The sequence below is a fragment of the Culicoidibacter larvae genome, assembly GCF_005771635.1.
GTDB lineage: Bacteria > Bacillota_I > Bacilli_A > Culicoidibacterales > Culicoidibacteraceae > Culicoidibacter > Culicoidibacter larvae.
Genome location: NZ_VBWP01000003.1, coordinates 59,959 through 77,518 on the forward strand (window position 1 = coordinate 59,959; position 17,560 = coordinate 77,518).

18 protein-coding genes are annotated in these 17,560 nt (G+C 40.6%); all 18 read right to left on the reverse strand.

Going from position 1 to position 17,560, the window contains the following annotated elements:
• Nucleotides 1-14: 14 nt before the first annotated feature.
• Nucleotides 15-1,328 (reverse strand): cellulose synthase, encoded by a 1,314-nt coding sequence (locus FEZ08_RS04420; RefSeq protein ID WP_138190517.1) that lies wholly within the window; start codon nt 1,326-1,328, stop codon nt 15-17.
• A gap of 84 nt (nt 1,329-1,412) precedes the next feature.
• On the reverse strand, nt 1,413-1,757 hold the full coding sequence (locus FEZ08_RS04425; RefSeq protein WP_138190518.1) for a hypothetical protein: 345 nt from the start codon (nt 1,755-1,757) through the stop codon (nt 1,413-1,415).
• A gap of 14 nt (nt 1,758-1,771) precedes the next feature.
• The gene (locus tag FEZ08_RS04430; protein ID WP_089981969.1) at nt 1,772-1,996 is read right to left on the reverse strand and encodes a helix-turn-helix domain-containing protein; all 225 of its coding nucleotides are present in this window, start codon (nt 1,994-1,996) and stop codon (nt 1,772-1,774) included.
• 142 nt (nt 1,997-2,138) lie between these two features.
• A complete protein-coding gene (locus tag FEZ08_RS04435) occupies nt 2,139-3,701 on the reverse strand; it encodes a recombinase family protein (RefSeq protein ID WP_171014939.1) in 1,563 nt (520 codons plus the stop codon).
• A gap of 1 nt (nt 3,702) precedes the next feature.
• The gene (locus FEZ08_RS04440; RefSeq protein ID WP_069980599.1) at nt 3,703-4,119 is read right to left on the reverse strand and encodes a recombinase; all 417 of its coding nucleotides are present in this window, start codon (nt 4,117-4,119) and stop codon (nt 3,703-3,705) included.
• A complete protein-coding gene (locus tag FEZ08_RS04445; protein ID WP_138190519.1) occupies nt 4,120-5,682 on the reverse strand; it encodes a recombinase family protein in 1,563 nt (520 codons plus the stop codon).
• Between the two features lie 61 nt (nt 5,683-5,743).
• The gene (locus FEZ08_RS04450; RefSeq protein ID WP_086035010.1) at nt 5,744-5,962 is read right to left on the reverse strand and encodes an SHOCT domain-containing protein; all 219 of its coding nucleotides are present in this window, start codon (nt 5,960-5,962) and stop codon (nt 5,744-5,746) included.
• A 55-nt stretch (nt 5,963-6,017) separates the two neighbouring features.
• Nucleotides 6,018-7,958 carry a DNA polymerase gene (locus FEZ08_RS04455; RefSeq protein WP_138190520.1) on the reverse strand — a complete coding sequence of 647 codons (1,941 nt, stop codon included), beginning with the start codon at nt 7,956-7,958 and terminating at the stop codon, nt 6,018-6,020.
• Between the two features lie 73 nt (nt 7,959-8,031).
• On the reverse strand, nt 8,032-8,583 hold the full coding sequence (locus tag FEZ08_RS04460; protein WP_003762660.1) for a DUF2815 family protein: 552 nt from the start codon (nt 8,581-8,583) through the stop codon (nt 8,032-8,034).
• A gap of 5 nt (nt 8,584-8,588) precedes the next feature.
• Complete coding sequence (locus FEZ08_RS04465) at nt 8,589-9,725, reverse strand: DUF2800 domain-containing protein (RefSeq protein ID WP_138190521.1); 1,137 nt, start codon at nt 9,723-9,725, stop codon at nt 8,589-8,591.
• Nucleotides 9,718-10,035 (reverse strand): rRNA biogenesis protein rrp5, encoded by a 318-nt coding sequence (locus FEZ08_RS04470; protein WP_127722942.1) that lies wholly within the window; start codon nt 10,033-10,035, stop codon nt 9,718-9,720. Before FEZ08_RS04470 ends, FEZ08_RS04465 begins: the two co-directional genes overlap by 8 nt.
• Nucleotides 10,010-10,228 carry a hypothetical protein gene (locus tag FEZ08_RS04475; protein ID WP_127723027.1) on the reverse strand — a complete coding sequence of 73 codons (219 nt, stop codon included), beginning with the start codon at nt 10,226-10,228 and terminating at the stop codon, nt 10,010-10,012. The genes FEZ08_RS04470 and FEZ08_RS04475 overlap by 26 nt, the downstream gene beginning before the upstream one ends.
• A gap of 139 nt (nt 10,229-10,367) precedes the next feature.
• Nucleotides 10,368-11,306, reverse strand: a complete 939-nt coding sequence (locus tag FEZ08_RS04480) for a GH25 family lysozyme (RefSeq protein WP_138190522.1) — start codon at nt 11,304-11,306, stop codon at nt 10,368-10,370.
• 2 nt (nt 11,307-11,308) lie between these two features.
• Complete coding sequence (locus FEZ08_RS04485) at nt 11,309-11,716, reverse strand: phage holin family protein (RefSeq protein ID WP_138190523.1); 408 nt, start codon at nt 11,714-11,716, stop codon at nt 11,309-11,311.
• Nucleotides 11,717-11,776: 60 nt separating this feature from the next.
• Nucleotides 11,777-14,245 (reverse strand): glycosyl hydrolase family 18 protein, encoded by a 2,469-nt coding sequence (locus FEZ08_RS04490; RefSeq protein WP_138190524.1) that lies wholly within the window; start codon nt 14,243-14,245, stop codon nt 11,777-11,779.
• Nucleotides 14,245-14,829 (reverse strand): hypothetical protein, encoded by a 585-nt coding sequence (locus tag FEZ08_RS04495; RefSeq protein WP_138190525.1) that lies wholly within the window; start codon nt 14,827-14,829, stop codon nt 14,245-14,247. The genes FEZ08_RS04490 and FEZ08_RS04495 overlap by 1 nt, the downstream gene beginning before the upstream one ends.
• Nucleotides 14,822-15,019, reverse strand: a complete 198-nt coding sequence (locus FEZ08_RS12665) for a hypothetical protein (protein ID WP_018659533.1) — start codon at nt 15,017-15,019, stop codon at nt 14,822-14,824. The genes FEZ08_RS04495 and FEZ08_RS12665 overlap by 8 nt, the downstream gene beginning before the upstream one ends.
• Before the next feature lie 12 nt (nt 15,020-15,031).
• Entirely contained in the window at nt 15,032-17,557 is a 2,526-nt protein-coding gene (locus FEZ08_RS04505; RefSeq protein ID WP_138190526.1) for a phage tail spike protein, read from the reverse strand.
• Nucleotides 17,558-17,560 lie beyond the last annotated feature (3 nt).

A 17,560-nucleotide genomic window follows, 5' to 3' on the forward strand; every position in this document is an offset into this window, starting at 1 on the left:
CTAAAAGTTCTTATTTACCAATAATACTTTTCTTCTTTTAAGAACTTATCTTTTTCTTCATCAGCCTTATGATGCTCTCTTTTTCCCAATAGTTCGTCCTCAACTGAAATTGTAGGATCAATCCAATCGGCCTTTCTTGACATCCACTCAATGGTTTCTTGATCAGCCTTATCACTTTCTTTCAAAATATCTACAAACTTTCTGATTTCATTAGCAAGCTTATAGTCTGAAAGTATATTCAGAAACTCTCTTGTTTTCTTTTTTTCTTGGTCTATATGCTCTTGAAGAATCCTTGCCTTTTGTTTTTCTTCTTCTCGTATACGTTGTGCTTCTTCCCACTGTTCTCTACGATTACGAATCTCAAAATAACACTGATAAAATAGCAACATTATTTCTGGAATCATATCTTCCAATTTGTTTGATTTTGTATCTTTGAGATATTTACCATTTGGCATCTTAATCCTAAAAATACCATTTGGGATGTAATCATATTTTCGAATATTTGGTTTTGAAGCATAGCTCTGCCTTTTAATTTCATCATTATATTTTACTAACTGCTGTGCCTCTCCTTTTGTTAACTCATGATTTATTTTATCTGTACTCTCAATTATTTCAAAAGAAACAATATCTTTACCAAATCGAATACATAAATCATCGGTAACAATTTCTCCAATCTGTTCAAACACAGAAAATATGGTATCTAATATTCTATACAATCGTGGTAATTGCTCACTTGAAATTTCTTTAAGAAACTTAGGTTGTTCCAAAGTATTGCGCTCATACCTAGAATCATAATAGTTTCGTTCAGCTGCTTTCACGCGTTTATTCCAATTAACAACACTTTCTTTGTAAGAAGAAACTTTCTTGTGTAGCCTCTTATTCTCTTTTAGTTCAAATGTAGACAACACAAAAATAATGGTTTCAATCTTTTCGCTCTCTAAATAATCTAGTGAACTCCGCACCCAATCTACATCAAATAAAAATTTGGCTGTGCTTTCTTCAATGCTTGGTACTGTATCGGTTTCTTTAATATCTTCATGAATGGGCAAGATGTCTCCTGAAGTTGCTTTTTCTTTTTTTATTTTTATAGCCTGTTTCTCAACTTCAATTTCTTTTACACTAGAATCTGGTAGGGCAATAATTAGTTCTTGAATATCTATCCCATTCTTCTTGTTATACCAATACTTCCCATTGGGAAGAGGAATACCATGCTCTTTACATTTCTTTAATAATGCGGGATAGTTTAATCCATATTTGTTTGCTACTTGCCTTGCACTGATTTCCCATATCTCTTGATACAATTGATCCCTAGAAAATTTCATCATCATTTTTTATCACCCGCTTTTTATCTAATGAATATTTCACAGTAGCATCTTTGTATTTTCCTAGCGAAAACGCATACTCAAAAAGTTCTAATTCTCTGGTACCTCGTTTTCGCTTAATATAAAAAGCAGTTCTTGTTTAAGGTTAGAAAATTCTTCTACGATTTTATCTAACCCTTTCTCAATATTTTGAACATGGATTTCGGAAATTGTTCCATGATTATATGCGATTAATCTCTCTGCAACGATATGATAAGACCAACTCTCACTGAACCTGCGATCCTTTTCTTCGTTATGAATAGCAAGACCTATTGGCAGTAAGTTATTTCTCATACCAATTCCGACCGCATTTGGTGAAATACCCAGATAGTCACCAGCAATTTTTAACGTAACTTTTTTGCAATTTCTTATTTCTTCATCTGTATATTTTCCCATAATAACCGCCTCCTTTACTCGTTACCCGTCTTTATTTCATTGCCATCAGGCAATATAAAAGCCTGCTCAAACTTGACACCTAGCACATCAGCAATGGCTTTCAACTCATCTAAGGTTACCGTTTCGCGTTTCAATTTCTTATTGAAATTCTGAGGAGTCTGGCCAATACGTCTAGCAAGTTCGGAAACACTTATATTCATTTGCTCACACAGTTCTTTAATCATTTCTGCCGTAGTCATACAGCACCTCCAAGTTTACGCTAAGAATATTATAAACCATTTGGTTGATAAACACAATAGTTATTAAAATATTATTATAATCAGCAAGCAAAACAAAACCCACAACTCTACTTCAGAGTCATGGGCTATTTACTTCTGATTTTCATATTTCAATTTCAATACCAGATTTAAAGGATATGACGAAGTGTTCTTCATAGACTGTAACGCTCTGGATTATCTTCCTTACAAGCTTATCATCGTATTCTAAGGTACGGAATTTGTTCTTGCGGATAAATTCAATCAGCTCATTGATTCGCTCGTTCTCGCCACTGAGGGAGGCATCTTCTACTAAAAGGAGCTGTCGCTTGTCTCTCAGCTCATCAATCTCATCTGCTAGATGTTCATAATCTTGACCCTTATTAGCCAGCTTGATGAGTTCTTTTTGCTTTTCCTCCAGTAAGTTGTTAATCTCTGAAATTTGGTATTCTGTCGTTTCACCAATCACCGCATGAATATTTTCTTCCAGTGTCTTTATCATATTGTTGCCACCTGCAAGCAGTTTATTAATTGCAGTCATTACAGCATCATAGAGTTCATCTTCTTTTACGGTTCGGTTCTTACATACCTCAGGACCCTGCTCGATTCTAGTCACACATCGCCAGACAAATTCTTTTCTGCCATGAATATTCCAATAGGTTCTCCTATAAATATCGCCACAATCTCCACAGAAGGTGATGGCACTTAAAGCGTACTTGCTACTATAAATTCGTTTGTTCTTGCCTGCTCCCGTGTAGATATTGCTTCTTCGATGAATTTCCTCCTGAACTTGCAAGTATAATTCTTTGGGAATAATCGATTCATGGCTATTTTCAACATAATATTGGGGAACATGCCCTTCATTTTTCACTCGTTTCTTGGTCAGAAAATCTACTGTGACAGTCTTTTGCAGAAGGGCATCTCCGATGTATTTTTCGTTTTGAAGTATCTTCTTAACTGATTCTGGTCGCCATCTTGGTTTTCCCGCTGCTGTTAAAATACCATCCTTTTCAAGGGCTCGACCAATGCCCACTAGACTCTGACCTTCAAGGTATTCTCGGTAGATGCGTTTGATAATCTCAGCTTCTTCGGGAACAATGATTAAATTTCCATCTTCATCTTTGGTGTAGCCCATAAATCGCTTATGGTTGACCTGCACCTTTCCTTGTTGGTATCGGTACTGTAGCCCAAGCTTAACGTTTTGTGAAAGGCTCTGGCTTTCCTGTTGTGCCAAAGATGCCATAATAGTCAGCAAAACCTCACCTTTGGCATCCATGGTGTTGATGTTCTCTTTTTCAAAATAAACGGATATGTTCTTATCCTTGAGCTGTCTAATATATTGAAGGCAGTCTAGGGTGTTACGTGCAAATCGGCTGATGGATTTAGTAATAACCATGTCGATGTTACCATCCATACACTCTGCAATCATACGATTAAATTCGTCACGCTTTTTAGTGTTTGTACCGGAGATACCATCATCTGCAAAGATGCCAGCAAACTCCCATTCATTATTTTTCTTTATAAACTCTGTATAGTGTGCGACCTGAACCTCATAGCTAGAATTTTGTTCTTCTGTTTCTGTAGAAACACGGCAATAGGCAGCAACACGAAGTTTCTTTATCTTTTCTTTTGCGGCTGTACTTCCTACTCTTTTACGAGCAGGAATAACCATTATATTTTTCTCTGTCACTTTATTCCTCGCTTTCTATCAGACTGTATAAGTATTCTGCTCGTTCAAAAGGATCAACTGGCATCTTATTATCTGCCTTTCTCATTTTAAATCGTTCTTTGGGAGGGGGAGAGGTGAAAGCGGCAAGCTCTACCACTCGTCCTAAATCCTTTGCACGTTTATCTCTAACTTCTTCAGCTTTATCAAATATCTCTTTATCAATGATTGCTGGATACGTATCATTTCCAAGGTAGTTGACGTTTTTCAAAATGCGTCCCATCACAGAGTGTGTCTTATCAATACCTGCCTGTTCGCCAGCCACTGTAAGGGATAGTCCTGATATGTATTTCTCAAAGAATACCTTTACTTGACCTGCTGCCTTTTCATCGACAGTAACCTCTCCATCTTGAATTTTGTATCCATATGGAATATATGCCATTTATCTCACCACCTTTTCTTTCAGGGAAAGACCGCATTTCAAATTGAATGTCAGCTCATCCCTGGAATTAACAATGATGTTCTCTACAAATTCTTCAAATAATTCTTCTGTGTAGTCACCATTAAAATTATCTGCTGACACGTAATCAATGAGGTCCTTTATATCGTTTGCTCGTAAAACCCCACTCGTAGAGTTCGTTACCAGGTTTGTTTTTTCGGTAGTAAGATTTTTAATCTCACTATCTATAACATTCCGTTCCTGATTAAAAAGAGCTGGCTCAAGGAAACCTTTGGCCATCAGTGTAATAAGGGTGTTGCGTTCTTCCATGAGTTGTTCCATTCGCTTATCAATAGCATCCATTCTTTCACGGTCGCTTTCTTCATCGATTTGGCTAATTGATTTGAAAAGTGGTTCTAAGATTAGCTTATGACTGAAAGCAAGTTTATTCATCATGGTTGTAAATGTGGCTTTGATTTCCCCATCTCGCAAGAACAACATGGAGCAACTCTCTTTGTCTTCGATATGACCGATGCAACTCCAAGCAATGTAACTCCTACCAGCTGAGTAGTTTGTCTTTCTCCTAAAATTGCGACCACACTCTCCACAGACAATCTTGCCACTTAAAGCATATCGATTAAGATAAACGTTCTTTTTCACGCCCTTACACTTCATCTTGGCTCTTTCATCAATGAGATCTTGTGCCTTAGCAAAGTCTTCTCTACTTATAATAGGTTCATGATTGTCCTTGTAATAGTACTGGTCTTTTTCACCTGTATTCGAATGGCGGTTGTAGTTACTATCAGTGTAGGTCTTTTGTAACAAAACATCTCCCATGTATTTTTCGTTTCGGAGCATGTCTATCACCGTGCCTGCATTCCAGTGATTACCTCTTCTTGCTGGGATTTTGTCTTTGTTCAAACCTCTTGCTATAGTACCTCCACCTTTCCCTGAAAGGCACTCAGCAAAAATACGTTTGATGATTTCTGCTTCTTCTGGGACGATTACCATTTCACCATCTATATTGGTGTAGCCGTAGGGCGGAGTACCAACATAACTGCCATTTTGAAATCTCTTTTGAATGGACCATGTTGAGTTTTGTGAAATAGATGCAGACTCTTCTGCAGCAAATCCTGAAAGAATAGAAAGCATCAGCTCACTTTCCATATCACCCGTATTTAGATTCTCTTTTTCAAAATAAATGTAAACACCGATATCAATCAGCTTTCTTACTAACTCTAGGCAATCTACTGTATTACGAGCAAAGCGGCTGATTGATTTGGTGATAATAAAATCTATCCGACCTTGCTTACAATCTCGTATCATGCGGAGCAGTTCAGTCCGTTTCTCCATCTTGGTGCCGGAGATCCCTTCGTCATAATAAAGACCAGCAAACTCCCATTCAGGATTAGACTTAATATAGCGCTCATAGTGTTCACGCTGTGCTTTAAGGCTTTCAAGCTGTTCATCACTATCGGTTGAGACCCTGGCATAGGCGGCAACCCTAAGTTTCGTATTAGGTAGTTGTCCTTGGGGCAGTTCATCTATTTTTGTTATCTTTTTCATCATCTCACCTCGCTTTCATCCATTACATATATCACTCTAAAAGCCACTAATAGCAAGGTTTTTAGGACATAATCTTGGCTAGTCGAGGGGAGAATTTCTCTCGGTTTAATGCTGATATTTTGTGTAATTCATCCGCTGTAATTTTGCCTTCTTTATAAAGCATTTTGATAATGCTCTCCGCCATATGAAAGTCATATTCCCTCTGCAAATCTTCTGTTGTCATCTGTTCTGCTTTGCCCTTGATAGTAGGACAACCGTCTTTTACTTCAAAAATGTTCATAGAAAAACACCTCCTACCTAGTAGCCACGGCAGGAGGTGAAATCTGATGGTTTTATTAATCTTTTTGATAAAAGTCACATTCATAGCCATCGGCATCAAGGAGCAGCCCTTTCGCCCAAGGTGGCACTTGACTCATCTGTTTACATACTTCAGTAACCGATATTTGAGGATTAGTTTCAATAATTACTTCATCATGGACATGAGCCACAATTCTGTAATGACGGAGAGACTTCATTGCGTGCATCAAAATATCACGGGATATGGCTTGAACAATATTCTCTACAAACTTAGGACCGTAACTTTCAAGACGCTCCCATTTCTTTGTTCCACCTACTCCTTCATAGGTCACAGACTCACCACCAAACTGATTCTCACCAATTCGAGGCTTTACATAGGCAAGCCTTCTGCCGGAAGGAAGAACGATAAAAAGCATGCCACTAAAACAATGAAACTCGATGCTATGGGTTTCTTGTGATTTATTTTCCTTTACGCATTGTTTAGCCGCCCGATCCACATCCCACCAGAACTGTGTGATGTTTGGATTAGACATTCTCCAGGCATTCACAAGCGGTTTTAATTCTTCCTCTTCAAGCCCCATCTCTAATGCACCCATGGCTTTTAGCGCACCAACAGAACCACCATATCCAAGTGCCAATTCAGCGATTTTACCCTTCTGTCTCAAGTGACCGTTCACACCATGCTTTTCAACGGGGACTTTAAACATCTGGGAGGCAGATGCACAGTAGATATCGCCACCACTAGCAAATACCTTTGTTCGCCATGTTTCGCCTGCGAGCCATGAAAGCACACGAGCCTCAATGGCTGAGAAGTCAGCCACAATAAACTTATGACCAACTCTTGGTACAAAGGCTGTACGAATCAGTTGTGAGAGGGTATCAGGTATATCTTCATAGAGCATTTCCAGTGTTTCAACATCACCATTTCTGACAATATTTCGTGCCTCTTTTAAGTCTGGCATATGGTTTTGAGGGAGGTTTTGCAATTGCACCAGCCTTCCGGCAAAGCGGCCGGTTCTGTTGGCTCCATAAAACTGAAACATCCCTCTGGCGCGAGAATCACTACAAACTGCATTTTCCATTGCTGTATATTTCTTTACCGAGGATTTTGCCAGTTGCTGACGAAGTGAAAGAACTTCATTTAGTTCACCATCGATTTCCTTAAGTTTCTCAGCGACAGCTTTTTTACCGAGAGTCTCCATCTCTAGACCATTTTCACAAAGCCAGCTTTTCATCTGTTGTACTGAGTTTGGGTTATCCAGATTTGTTATCTGCTGCATGACGGTTAGTAGTTTTTCATGAGATATGTCATCCATGGCGATGGCCTGTTTAACAAAATCCATATCTACCTTTATGCCTCGATCGTTGATTTCTTGGTCGAGATGATACTCATCCCAGATGTCCTCTGGTACTGGAAACTTGATCAATCTTTGTTGTATCTGTATTTCTGCCTCCACATCACGCTTGTTATATGCTTTGAACTGCTGCCATTTATCGATTTCATCAGTGGGTAGGTTACGGGTTCTACCACCATTTATTTTTGTTGGAGTACATGGAAGACAAAAATATCGTATCAGGTCTTTACCCTCTGTCAGCTTTTGCTTTTCAAGTCCTAGCACTGCACCTACACCTTCTAAAGAAAGAGCTAAACCCATATAGGCAGACCAAACCATGGAACATTTCCATGAGGAAGGATTTAGATAAGTCCCAGTGGGATAGCCCAAATAACGTGAAAGGCATACTCGCTCAAACTGAGCATTAAATGCCCACTTCGTAATGGTTTCATCGGTTAAGGCATCTAGGATTTCTTTTGGAATCTTTTCTCCATTCATCAAATCGATGACCTTAACTTCATCACCGTCAACCGCATAACCAAACAGCATCACCTCAAAATCATCTGCTTCTACGTAACGATAAACACCACTTTTTTGTAGATTGGTAGAAGAATAGGTTTCGATATCAATTTCTAAGTTCTTCATAGCTACCACCTTTCCTAAATGAAAAAAGGTGGCAGAGGTAAGACCTCCACCACCATCAAGTTTTCTATTCCTTTTAGGCAAGGAAGTCATCATCGACAAGAGTCGTAAAATCATCTACTGCAGAAGTCTTACCGCCTAGAGGTTCTCCGTCTCTAATTTTTTGAATGTTACCAAGACCACAAGCTACACCTTTATTACCATTTGAGTTGAAAGCATAGAAGTTAAGAGAAACCCTACCATAACAACCGCTGTATACCTCGCTACGATCCAGTATCGGCTTAACACTTTTGTCTACAATCTGTGGCGCTGTCTTGCTATTCGCATTGATGAAGTAATGGCCTTTATAAGCCTCGTCATCACGCTCTACATCTCCATCACGCAACGGTAGCTTAATGGCAGCTTTATTGGGTTTCTTGCCACCAAACTTTGCGATACCTTCCTCTATGGCAGCATCAACCGCTGCATGGATGGCATTAATAGTTTCCTTATCATCCTTTGGAATAAGGACAGATACACTGTATTTTTCTGCACCACCATTAATAGATACAGGCTCCCAACCGTGGAAGTAAGAAAATCTTGAGTTTACACCTGTGATAACTTTTGTCTTGTTTTGCATATTTGCCATAATATTTAATCCTCCATAATTTCGTTAAATTCGTTTTTAGCATGTGCTACGTTCATAGCCGGTCTTTTATCTGAATTTGGAACAAGAGTCGGCTTACCCGGTGGTTTGTAAATGAGGTCACCGAGGAGTTCCTCAAATTTGGATTTACCCATCAGTTTTTGCATCTCTGTCAGCGGAATAAGGCTCTTTCTGTAAATGTCCTTATATCCATCTGCCACGGCTTTTTCTGCAATGGCTCCTTCATCTTTGTACTTGCGAACCGAGCGACCTTCCACAACTTTAAAACCGTTCCACTCTTTACCGTGATTAACTGCTGCATCAGTGGCATAGGCGGTTATTTCATTCGCCCATTTGCTAATGTCGGGAAGAATAAGTAAGATTTCTTCTATTTCAGCATCCGTCAGCAGAGGTGGCATCTTGAATTCTTTCTCGGCAAGTTTTAGCTTTTCTTCGGCTCTAGCCCGGCATCTGTTTGCCGCTTTACAGAAGGTACACCATGGACCGGGGATGTATTCACCCTCGCCGTTAAAGGCCTTGACAGCCCTTGGCTTTAGTTCCTCTTCCGCCCAGCCTTTTAGTTCTTCCACTGGTATTGTCCAGGTGCTGACATTTTCTCTTCTAGGCTGAAAGATTGTCATAGACACTTCTTTGATGTCATACAGGTGATCATAGATTCCAAGCGCTCCTAGGGCATAGAGCTTCATCTGTGGATTGTCCACGGCATCGACTAGCACACCCAGCCCATACTTAAAGTCTACGATGTGAAGTCTGTCATCCGCGATAATCACGCAATCTCCTGTTCCAAAGCCGTCTGGTACATAGCATGAAAAATCAAGATGATGTTCGATAAGGACGATTGGATCGTTACATTTTGTTTTTGCAAGTTCCACCTGCTCCATAACGAAGTCAACGTAAGCATCTGTACATTCCTCCATCTCATCAGAGTTATACTCAGAGACAGGTCGCTGACTTCTCATATGAAGTGCCTTTTTTAGTTTGTGTTCACACAGGTCATGAGCCGCTGTACCTTCTTTTGCTGCCTCACCACTTTGGTCTTCAAACTCCTGTTCAAGTCTTGCAGAGGGTAGGCAGTTGAGCCACCTGTGGGATGAAGATGCAGATAATATTGCATGATTACCCATTTCCAAGACCCTCCGCATCTTTCAAGATGTCAGCATAATAAGTCTTATCAACAGCACTTAACTTGTCTGCACCATACTTCTGAATGAGTCCTCGCACTTCGGCGGTAAATCCAAGTTGGCTCTTTTCAGCAAGTACCATACGCACTTTTTCAAGTGGGATATCTGGCTCTTTTACTGGTTCTTGTTCAGTTGCAGCTTTTGCACTTGGAGCAGGACTTCCTTCTGTCATTACATCGCAAACCGCCTGTATGCTGTCAGCAAGACTTCGCATATCATTGACCACTTCAAGCAGTAACTTTATTTTGCTCAAGGTCAGTTCCTCCTTTCGTCATTTCACAGATAGATAGTTCCTCGATGCTATCTCCAGGGATCACAATCGTTACACGCTGTTTACTCCCTAAAAGAAAGCGAAGAATTCGTTCCCTTACGGACACATTACGGTAGGTAACAAGTCCGCCTGTCTGTGGTTTCTTTGAAACACTGATTTTTAGATTGTGTTTCATATCCATCACCTCTTTCCAAAGGGCGATTTATTTCTTGCCCTCTACCTAGTAGCCACGGGAGGTGATAGAATCTGACGGTTTAGAAAAAAAGAAAGCCTACCAAAGAGAAAAACTCCTTGATAGGCATTCTTGATTACTGTTATTTCAAGAGTTCATTGACCCTTTTTTGTACCAAAACATAGTCATAACCGGCATTTGTGAGTTTGTTTTTTCGTTCTTGTCCGTTACCCCAATCGCCACGAATGACTTCTTTTGCGATGGTATCGATCGACTTCTTACTAGATAGCAGGTCATTGACCTTTGACCGCACCGCCGCATAATCATAGCCTGAATCTGTTAAACGTTTCTTTCGTTCTTCACCATTACCCCATAAGCCTTGAATGACTTCCTTGGCCAGCGTCTCGATCGATTTCTTTTCTGTAGGAGCAGGTATATTTTCTTCTTTACCAAGATGATTAAGCCCTGCACTTTGGATAATCGCTTTGTAATCTTTATAGGCATAGTTCATGTCTAAGTTTCCTGAGTAACCACTTAGTTTACCTTTGCTTGTGTACTGCCAGATACCATGACGAAGAGTCGGTTCTTTACTGGACCACTGAGCGACCCAGAAATCATAAGGTTCTAGACGATCCAGTTCTGTTAAATCTTGAAACCAAGAACTAGACGCATAGATGCCGGCGTAATATCCAGCACTTTCTACGGTTTCACAAAAGCCTACTAAAGCATCGGAAATGGCTTTCTTGCCACTTGGTCGTTGATGATAATTATCCTCTGTATCAATAAATACGGGATAAGAGATGGTCTTGCCTTTGATAATTTCTAGGCATTTATTCGCTTCTGCTATGCCCTTGGTTTTGGTATTGGCACAGCTGTACCAGTAAACACCGATAGGAATACCTCTCTCGTGAAAGGCTTTGTAGTGTTGTTCAAAGGCATCATCCTTGTGCAAACTTACTCCTGTACCGTGGCCCGTATATCCTGCTCGAAGGATGACAAAATCAACTTCTTTTGCAAGTTGGTCATAGTTAATCTGACTTGGTTTTTGCCACGTACTAATATCAATTCCTTTAGTTTTCATGATTATTCCTCCTCGTTCTTTTTATGGAGCTGCTTTAATACATCTTTTAGTTTTTCTGGGATAGGTAGTCCAAGGTGAGCTGAATTTTCTAACAGCGAAATTCCCTCATTTGATAGATAGAAGAAAACAATCGCTGTTCTTAGTACGCTCCCATCACCAATCACATAAACGTCTAAAATATTGGCTACACCCACTAAAACAAAAATCAGCACTTTACGGCTGATTCCGATAAATCCCACTTCACTTGATAGGGTCTTATCAGCGATTGCACATAAGACACCTGTTAGATAGTCGATGACTACAAAGACTAGTAGCGCATATAAAAATCCGTCTGCTCCTCCTAAAAACCATCCGAAGAATCCACCGATTGCTGTTATCACAACTTGGATCCAGTTCCATATTTCTTTCATTTAAAATTCCTCCTTTTGATGAAATAAAAAGAACACCTACTTTTGCAGATGTTCCTTTGATTACTCTATTTGTTTTGGTAGCCACTCCCAGAGTCTTAAATCCTCCTGCCCTAGTGACCACATACACATGCCTCGAAGTTTCCACCGATAAGCTGCTTCATTTGCCCAGTACACGAGGCTATCCACATCCTGATAATAAAGAATGGAAAATCCGTCACCATCACCTAAGAAAATACGAGATATCCAGATGTTAATATCCCTTGGAATGATGGTGACACTGTAGTCATTTCCACACTGAATGGATGGCATCATATCTGAATGAAAAAAATCATAATCTAGGGAGATGCTTTCACTTCTTGTGGCTGATTCTTCAAGGTCTGCTGTTAAAGTAAATACTTGAAACTCATCATCCCAAGAACAGTTACTTCTTGTTAGCCGACCATATGTTTTAAATGCCCCATCTGGCATAAGCACGTCAAAGCGTTCATAAGGCTCATAGGTCCAAGCATCGCCTAAGCGAAGCAACTGGCAATGGACTTTATTATCCGAACGAATACCTGCATACCCTGTCACATCCGAGCAAGTGGCTGTAAAGCGCAGTGTATTGGATGCAGAGGAATAGACCCGCACTTGATTGCCACGTTTTCGAATTTCTAGAGTGTAAAAGCTTGGATTCAATCGAATGTTTGCGGCCGATGTTCTTGAAAAGCTGGTGGCATAACTACCTTTTAAAGTAGAACCTTCATACAGTTCAATACGCTGGTTATCATAATTAAAGCAACAATAAATCGTTCCAATAAAAACACCTGCCTTGCCACTAAAGGTCTCAGGAAAAATAATCTGCGCCCTTAAATGGATATCTGAAAAATTGTTGTAGTTCCATGCTAACTGCCCCTTACCCTCCAGTTGGGAATAGGGTCTATTCATCGAACTGCTTGTATCTTGCCAAACACTCCATTCGCCTGATAATGTTGTCCAGTAGCTTTGGGGGAGAGGGTTATCATCTCTAAAATCCTCATACCACACAAGGGCAGAATCTGCTTTTCTTCTAAGCATCTCAAGCGTCAACTTAAAACCAGTTGCAGGTCCTACCATATCACCATTTACATCTTTGAAATGTCTAGGAGCAAGGGTATATTCTGCTTCACCAACTGATGGCTCCTCAGAAAATGAAGAACAGACTCTAAATCCATAAAACTGTACACCCTTTGCCCCAAGCGAAATGGTGATGGTATGTGTTCCTGCAGAAAGGCGCACTCCTTTTTTAAACACCGCCCAGAAAGTCGTTCTCCAATAAGGCCACCACAGTCTGTTTTCAGAAAAATCTACTTCATTTCCATCAAGGGAGATATGAATATTATTCTTATCCCAAAATGGAAAGCCTAGCTTTACTGCTACATCATAAGTACCTGCCTGAGCAAGCGTAAAATGATAGGTTGCTGCGCCTTCATCACCCAGGGTTGTGACGCTATTAGATACGGAAACAACACCGGAATAGCTATCTGGCATGGCATCATGATCCACATAAACAGTACCAAAGGCTGTCTTTTGTTGTTTGCCATAGGCCGTCAGATACTGTCTTCCATTGTAGCTTGCAGATAAGAGTGGATAGCTATAGCGAGTGGCATCTCTTCCTTCCATATAATCGTAGACATGCGGCAATGCCCAGGGCACTTTATTATCATCATCCCAATAAGCCACGATGGGAATAAAAGGTTGAGGAGGCGCATCGTCTGTGAAATTATAGACTCCTGTCATCCAGTATTTTGCCGCATAGTAGGTATGAGACGTTCCCCTATAGGCTTTACCTAGGTTTTCTGGTGTGTCATAGATTTGCCAGTTCCATCCATAAGCAGGCATCCCAAAGAAAATCTTATCGGGATTCATCACTGTAACGGCATAATTATAAATCCCTTCAAGCCAGCTCCTTGGAGATACAGGTCCCGGTGCAGAACCTGACCAAGCCATACCATAACTCATAATTGATGCGGTATCGCAATAAGGGTCTAGGTCACCATAGACGCACCAGTTCTCACCACCTACAGAGCCATTGACACTGGTCATACCTGGAAGGCAAATGTTCATCAGTTTACTTGAATCATAGGCTTTGATGGTGTTGTAAATATTTTTAAACATGGTCGTTGACTTAGCATGAGTGGAATAGTCATCGCCTCTTTCTAGGTCAATATCAATACCATCGCACCAAGGATACTTTTTCATAATACGAATAAGCTCGGATAGAAACAGTTCCTGAGCGCCATTCGTGTTATCTCTCAATGCTCTGAAAATACTGTTTGCACCATCATTGGCAATGGTAAGTAACCATTTGATATGACGATAACGGTTAATGTAGGGGAGCATACTGCTGATGGTAACACCACTCTCAACAATTTCACCGGTAGCTCGTACCTTAAAAGAAAAAAGACCGATGGTATCAATCCGGTCTCCATATTTCTCTAAAGCTTCATACATCCGTGCATTTCCCATGAAAGTCCACACCATGATTTTCTTGCCTTTTAGTCGTTCCATTAGAATGGTTCACCTCCATCTTGCATTTCCTGCATGGTAAACAGCACCCTTGCAGATTTCCCTTTTTCAAGGCTTACTTTGTGCTTTGAGTCCCAGGCGGCACTGTATTGATAGAACCCCTCTTTGGGTTCGCTGCCTCCGTTTTTGGTACAAGTTAGTGTGGATGCCAGAAGTGCCAAATCAGCATCCTTTTCAATTTCTCTAGGGAAGGATATCTGTTGCCCTCCTATACCTTGGCTTAGTTTCACTGTTCCAGCAGACATAGAAATCTTTGGATAGATATGAATATCAAGTCCTGCAGAGGTTTCACCAACATTAAATAAAATAATGGTTTCCTCTGAACGGACCACACCGTTAAACCAAACAGGATTCTTGATACTGCCATCTTCCTTTAGTTTTTCTAACCTACTTTCTGTATGAGGCGCATAACCATTTAGAACAGGTCCTTCTTGTAACTGGATGTCCGTAAACCAAATCATGCCAGTGCAATCATAGAGGGTAGGTTTTATGCTTACACTCATGACACGCTTATCTTGTTTTTTATTTATGACTTCTGCTAACCTTATAAATTTAACCTTAGCCATCTAACGTCCACCTTATTTCACAGGGATGACCTACCCATCCCGTGACCACTGACCCTGCTTGTAAAAAGAGATCCGTAATATAAAAAGTGCCTGTGCAATTTGTGACACAGACACGGATGGTAATGGATTTTACTTTAGAAGAGTAGCTTTCTGGGAGTATCTTTTCTGATGTTCTTGAAAAATAGGCCACCAATCCACCTCCTTAATACAAATCAATAAACCTTGTTTCTGTCGTTCCATCTTCATATTCAATAACCACTTCAATGCCAACCTGTGAGTTGCTACTCAGTTTTTCAAGGTTTTCAGATGCGATTTGTGCCGAGAGTGTGTAGCTAGAGCGATTAGCCGGATAGATGGTCTGAGCCATACTCTTTGTCATATTAGCTACACCCATTGCCTTAAAGGATGTCGACCCACTTACACCGTTATCACCATCTACTTCAAAGCCTGAGTTAATCCAGTAAGCCATGCCATCATCAGCACGAGAATTTCGCAGCAGATTAAAAGGCACCATTTCACGGATATCATTGTTCGTTACCATACTTGTGCCTTCAAGAGAATCTGCCACGTTATCCCACTGGCTTGCAGAACTACCCAGATTTTTAAGGGTAGTAGATAGTTCTAATACTGTATTCCATGGTTCTTGTAAGTTGTATTCTCTTCGTATAACACGAGTTGTCACCGACAGTCCTAAATCTTTATCTTCTACATGAACATAATCTCCAAGCGACCATGCTTCATGCTCATAACCCGTTAACACCGATAAATCCATTGCATTTAAAACATAGGAGATGTTTGGTTTCGCATACTGAGCAAGCCTCATCTCGGTATATTCTTTCATCTGATAGGGATTGGTAAAGGAAGAACAATCAAGCGTTGATATTCGAATATCAGACGAATACGTATAGTCCTCCACATATGCCTTTCCTCCATTGATATCTGCAAAAGTAAGACCCTCGCTACCAATGGCATAGAGCCTTGTCACAAGACTTCTGGTATCAACGACTCTTTTAATGCTCTTCATATTTTTCTTATAAGCAAACAATGCACCGCTATCCGTACCATAGACCGTTAAGAGATGGACCAGCCGATTGGGGCAATCAAAGACAAGGTCTCCACCATGTAAGTCCGCAACCGTGCGAAGGATGGATAGTGCATTCTTTTCTGTACTCGTCCAGGTTCTTTTGGTTCCAACATTGACTGTGCCTACACTCCACTCTGTTCCTTCTAACGCATATGCCATGGACACTTCAGCAGTTTCTGCATCAAATTTATGTTCTTCTTTTCGCACTGAAAAAGTCAGGTCGTAAAACTCTGCTTCAGCATACACTTCAGTCGCTAGATTTCCTTCGCTATCTTTTGTATCCGTCAAAGTCCTTACTTTATAGATGTCATTAACAATCTGGATTTTCTTTTCACTATCAATAAATCCCCTCTTGTTATCACGGTAGGGGATCATAAAGGAGAGCGTATCCTCGCCATTGATTTCACTGGTTACTACAATGTTATAAGCATTTTCTAACACAGCCTCCCAGGCTCCATTTGAATCCAATACGACAGGTCTTGCGAAACCAATCCTCTCATAAGGTGACTTTGGAATGTCGTAAAGTCTAATATCAATGATTCGAGGGGTCTTACTCGTATCTACAGTAGTAAGTGTGACCCTAAAACGAATGTATGCCTTATTCGGAGATACCAGTTTTCCATCAAGTGCGATGGCTGCCCAATCACTCCAATGAACAAGGTCATCGCTTGTTGAGGTTTCTATTGGCTCAACTGCAGTTACCCCAGAAATATATTCACTGGTAACAGATACCCGACCTGTGCCAGACAGATTGCACGTTGCCGGAGCCGTATATAGTGTTCCTTCCGTTGGATAGACACCTTCTGTTTCCCTTAAGCTCACCACTCCCGGTACGCTAAGGGCATCAACAGCACCGCCCATATCACCCCCGTTAGTCAAAAGAGACCCATTGAAATAATCAATCAAATCATCCGTTGTAAGACTGGAATCCATATCAAAAAACCAGTCATCAAATCTTCCAGCATACCAATAGGCATCTGCATGCATACCCATAATGATGTCGGCTGTACAAGAAGGATTTAGTGTGCCTGTAAAGGAGTAAGTCGGGGATACCCAGCTCGTTCCACTCGTCTTATCTCCCAGTACAATCCATGCATTTTTATTGTTTGGCTCTATGACCATGCAAATAAAATACACTCCACCATTGATAAGTGAAAAAGGCGGTGTGGTTGTTTGGTCGAGTATAAGAGAACCACTAGCGTTATAAAGCATGATTCTAGGTCTGCCTGCAAAGAGCGACAGGTAAAAGATAGGCTGACCAGGACCATAGCGCGTATTTAATATGGGGCAATAGGTATTTCCTACCGAATAAGTAGTCGGTATCATCCAACCGCCAACAAGGATTCGTTCTCCCATCTCCGAAAAGAACGTACCATCATTGGCCACTTTAAGGTAGGTTTTTTCTGTAGCGGGATTGTTGATGTTGATTCGGATTTGTCTCCCTTTTTGCCCGCTTTGAAGGCTTGCAGTTGTTCCTAGATAATTGACAAGCTCTATTTTTCTATCTAACCCAGAAGAGTCTGCAAGATAGCCATTTTCATCTACCGATATATCATTGAACCGCCACAGTCCAGATTTTGCATACTCAACTGGGAACTCTCCCGTAAAATCTGTCTGTTTATTTAATATTGTTTTTAGTGCCACTGG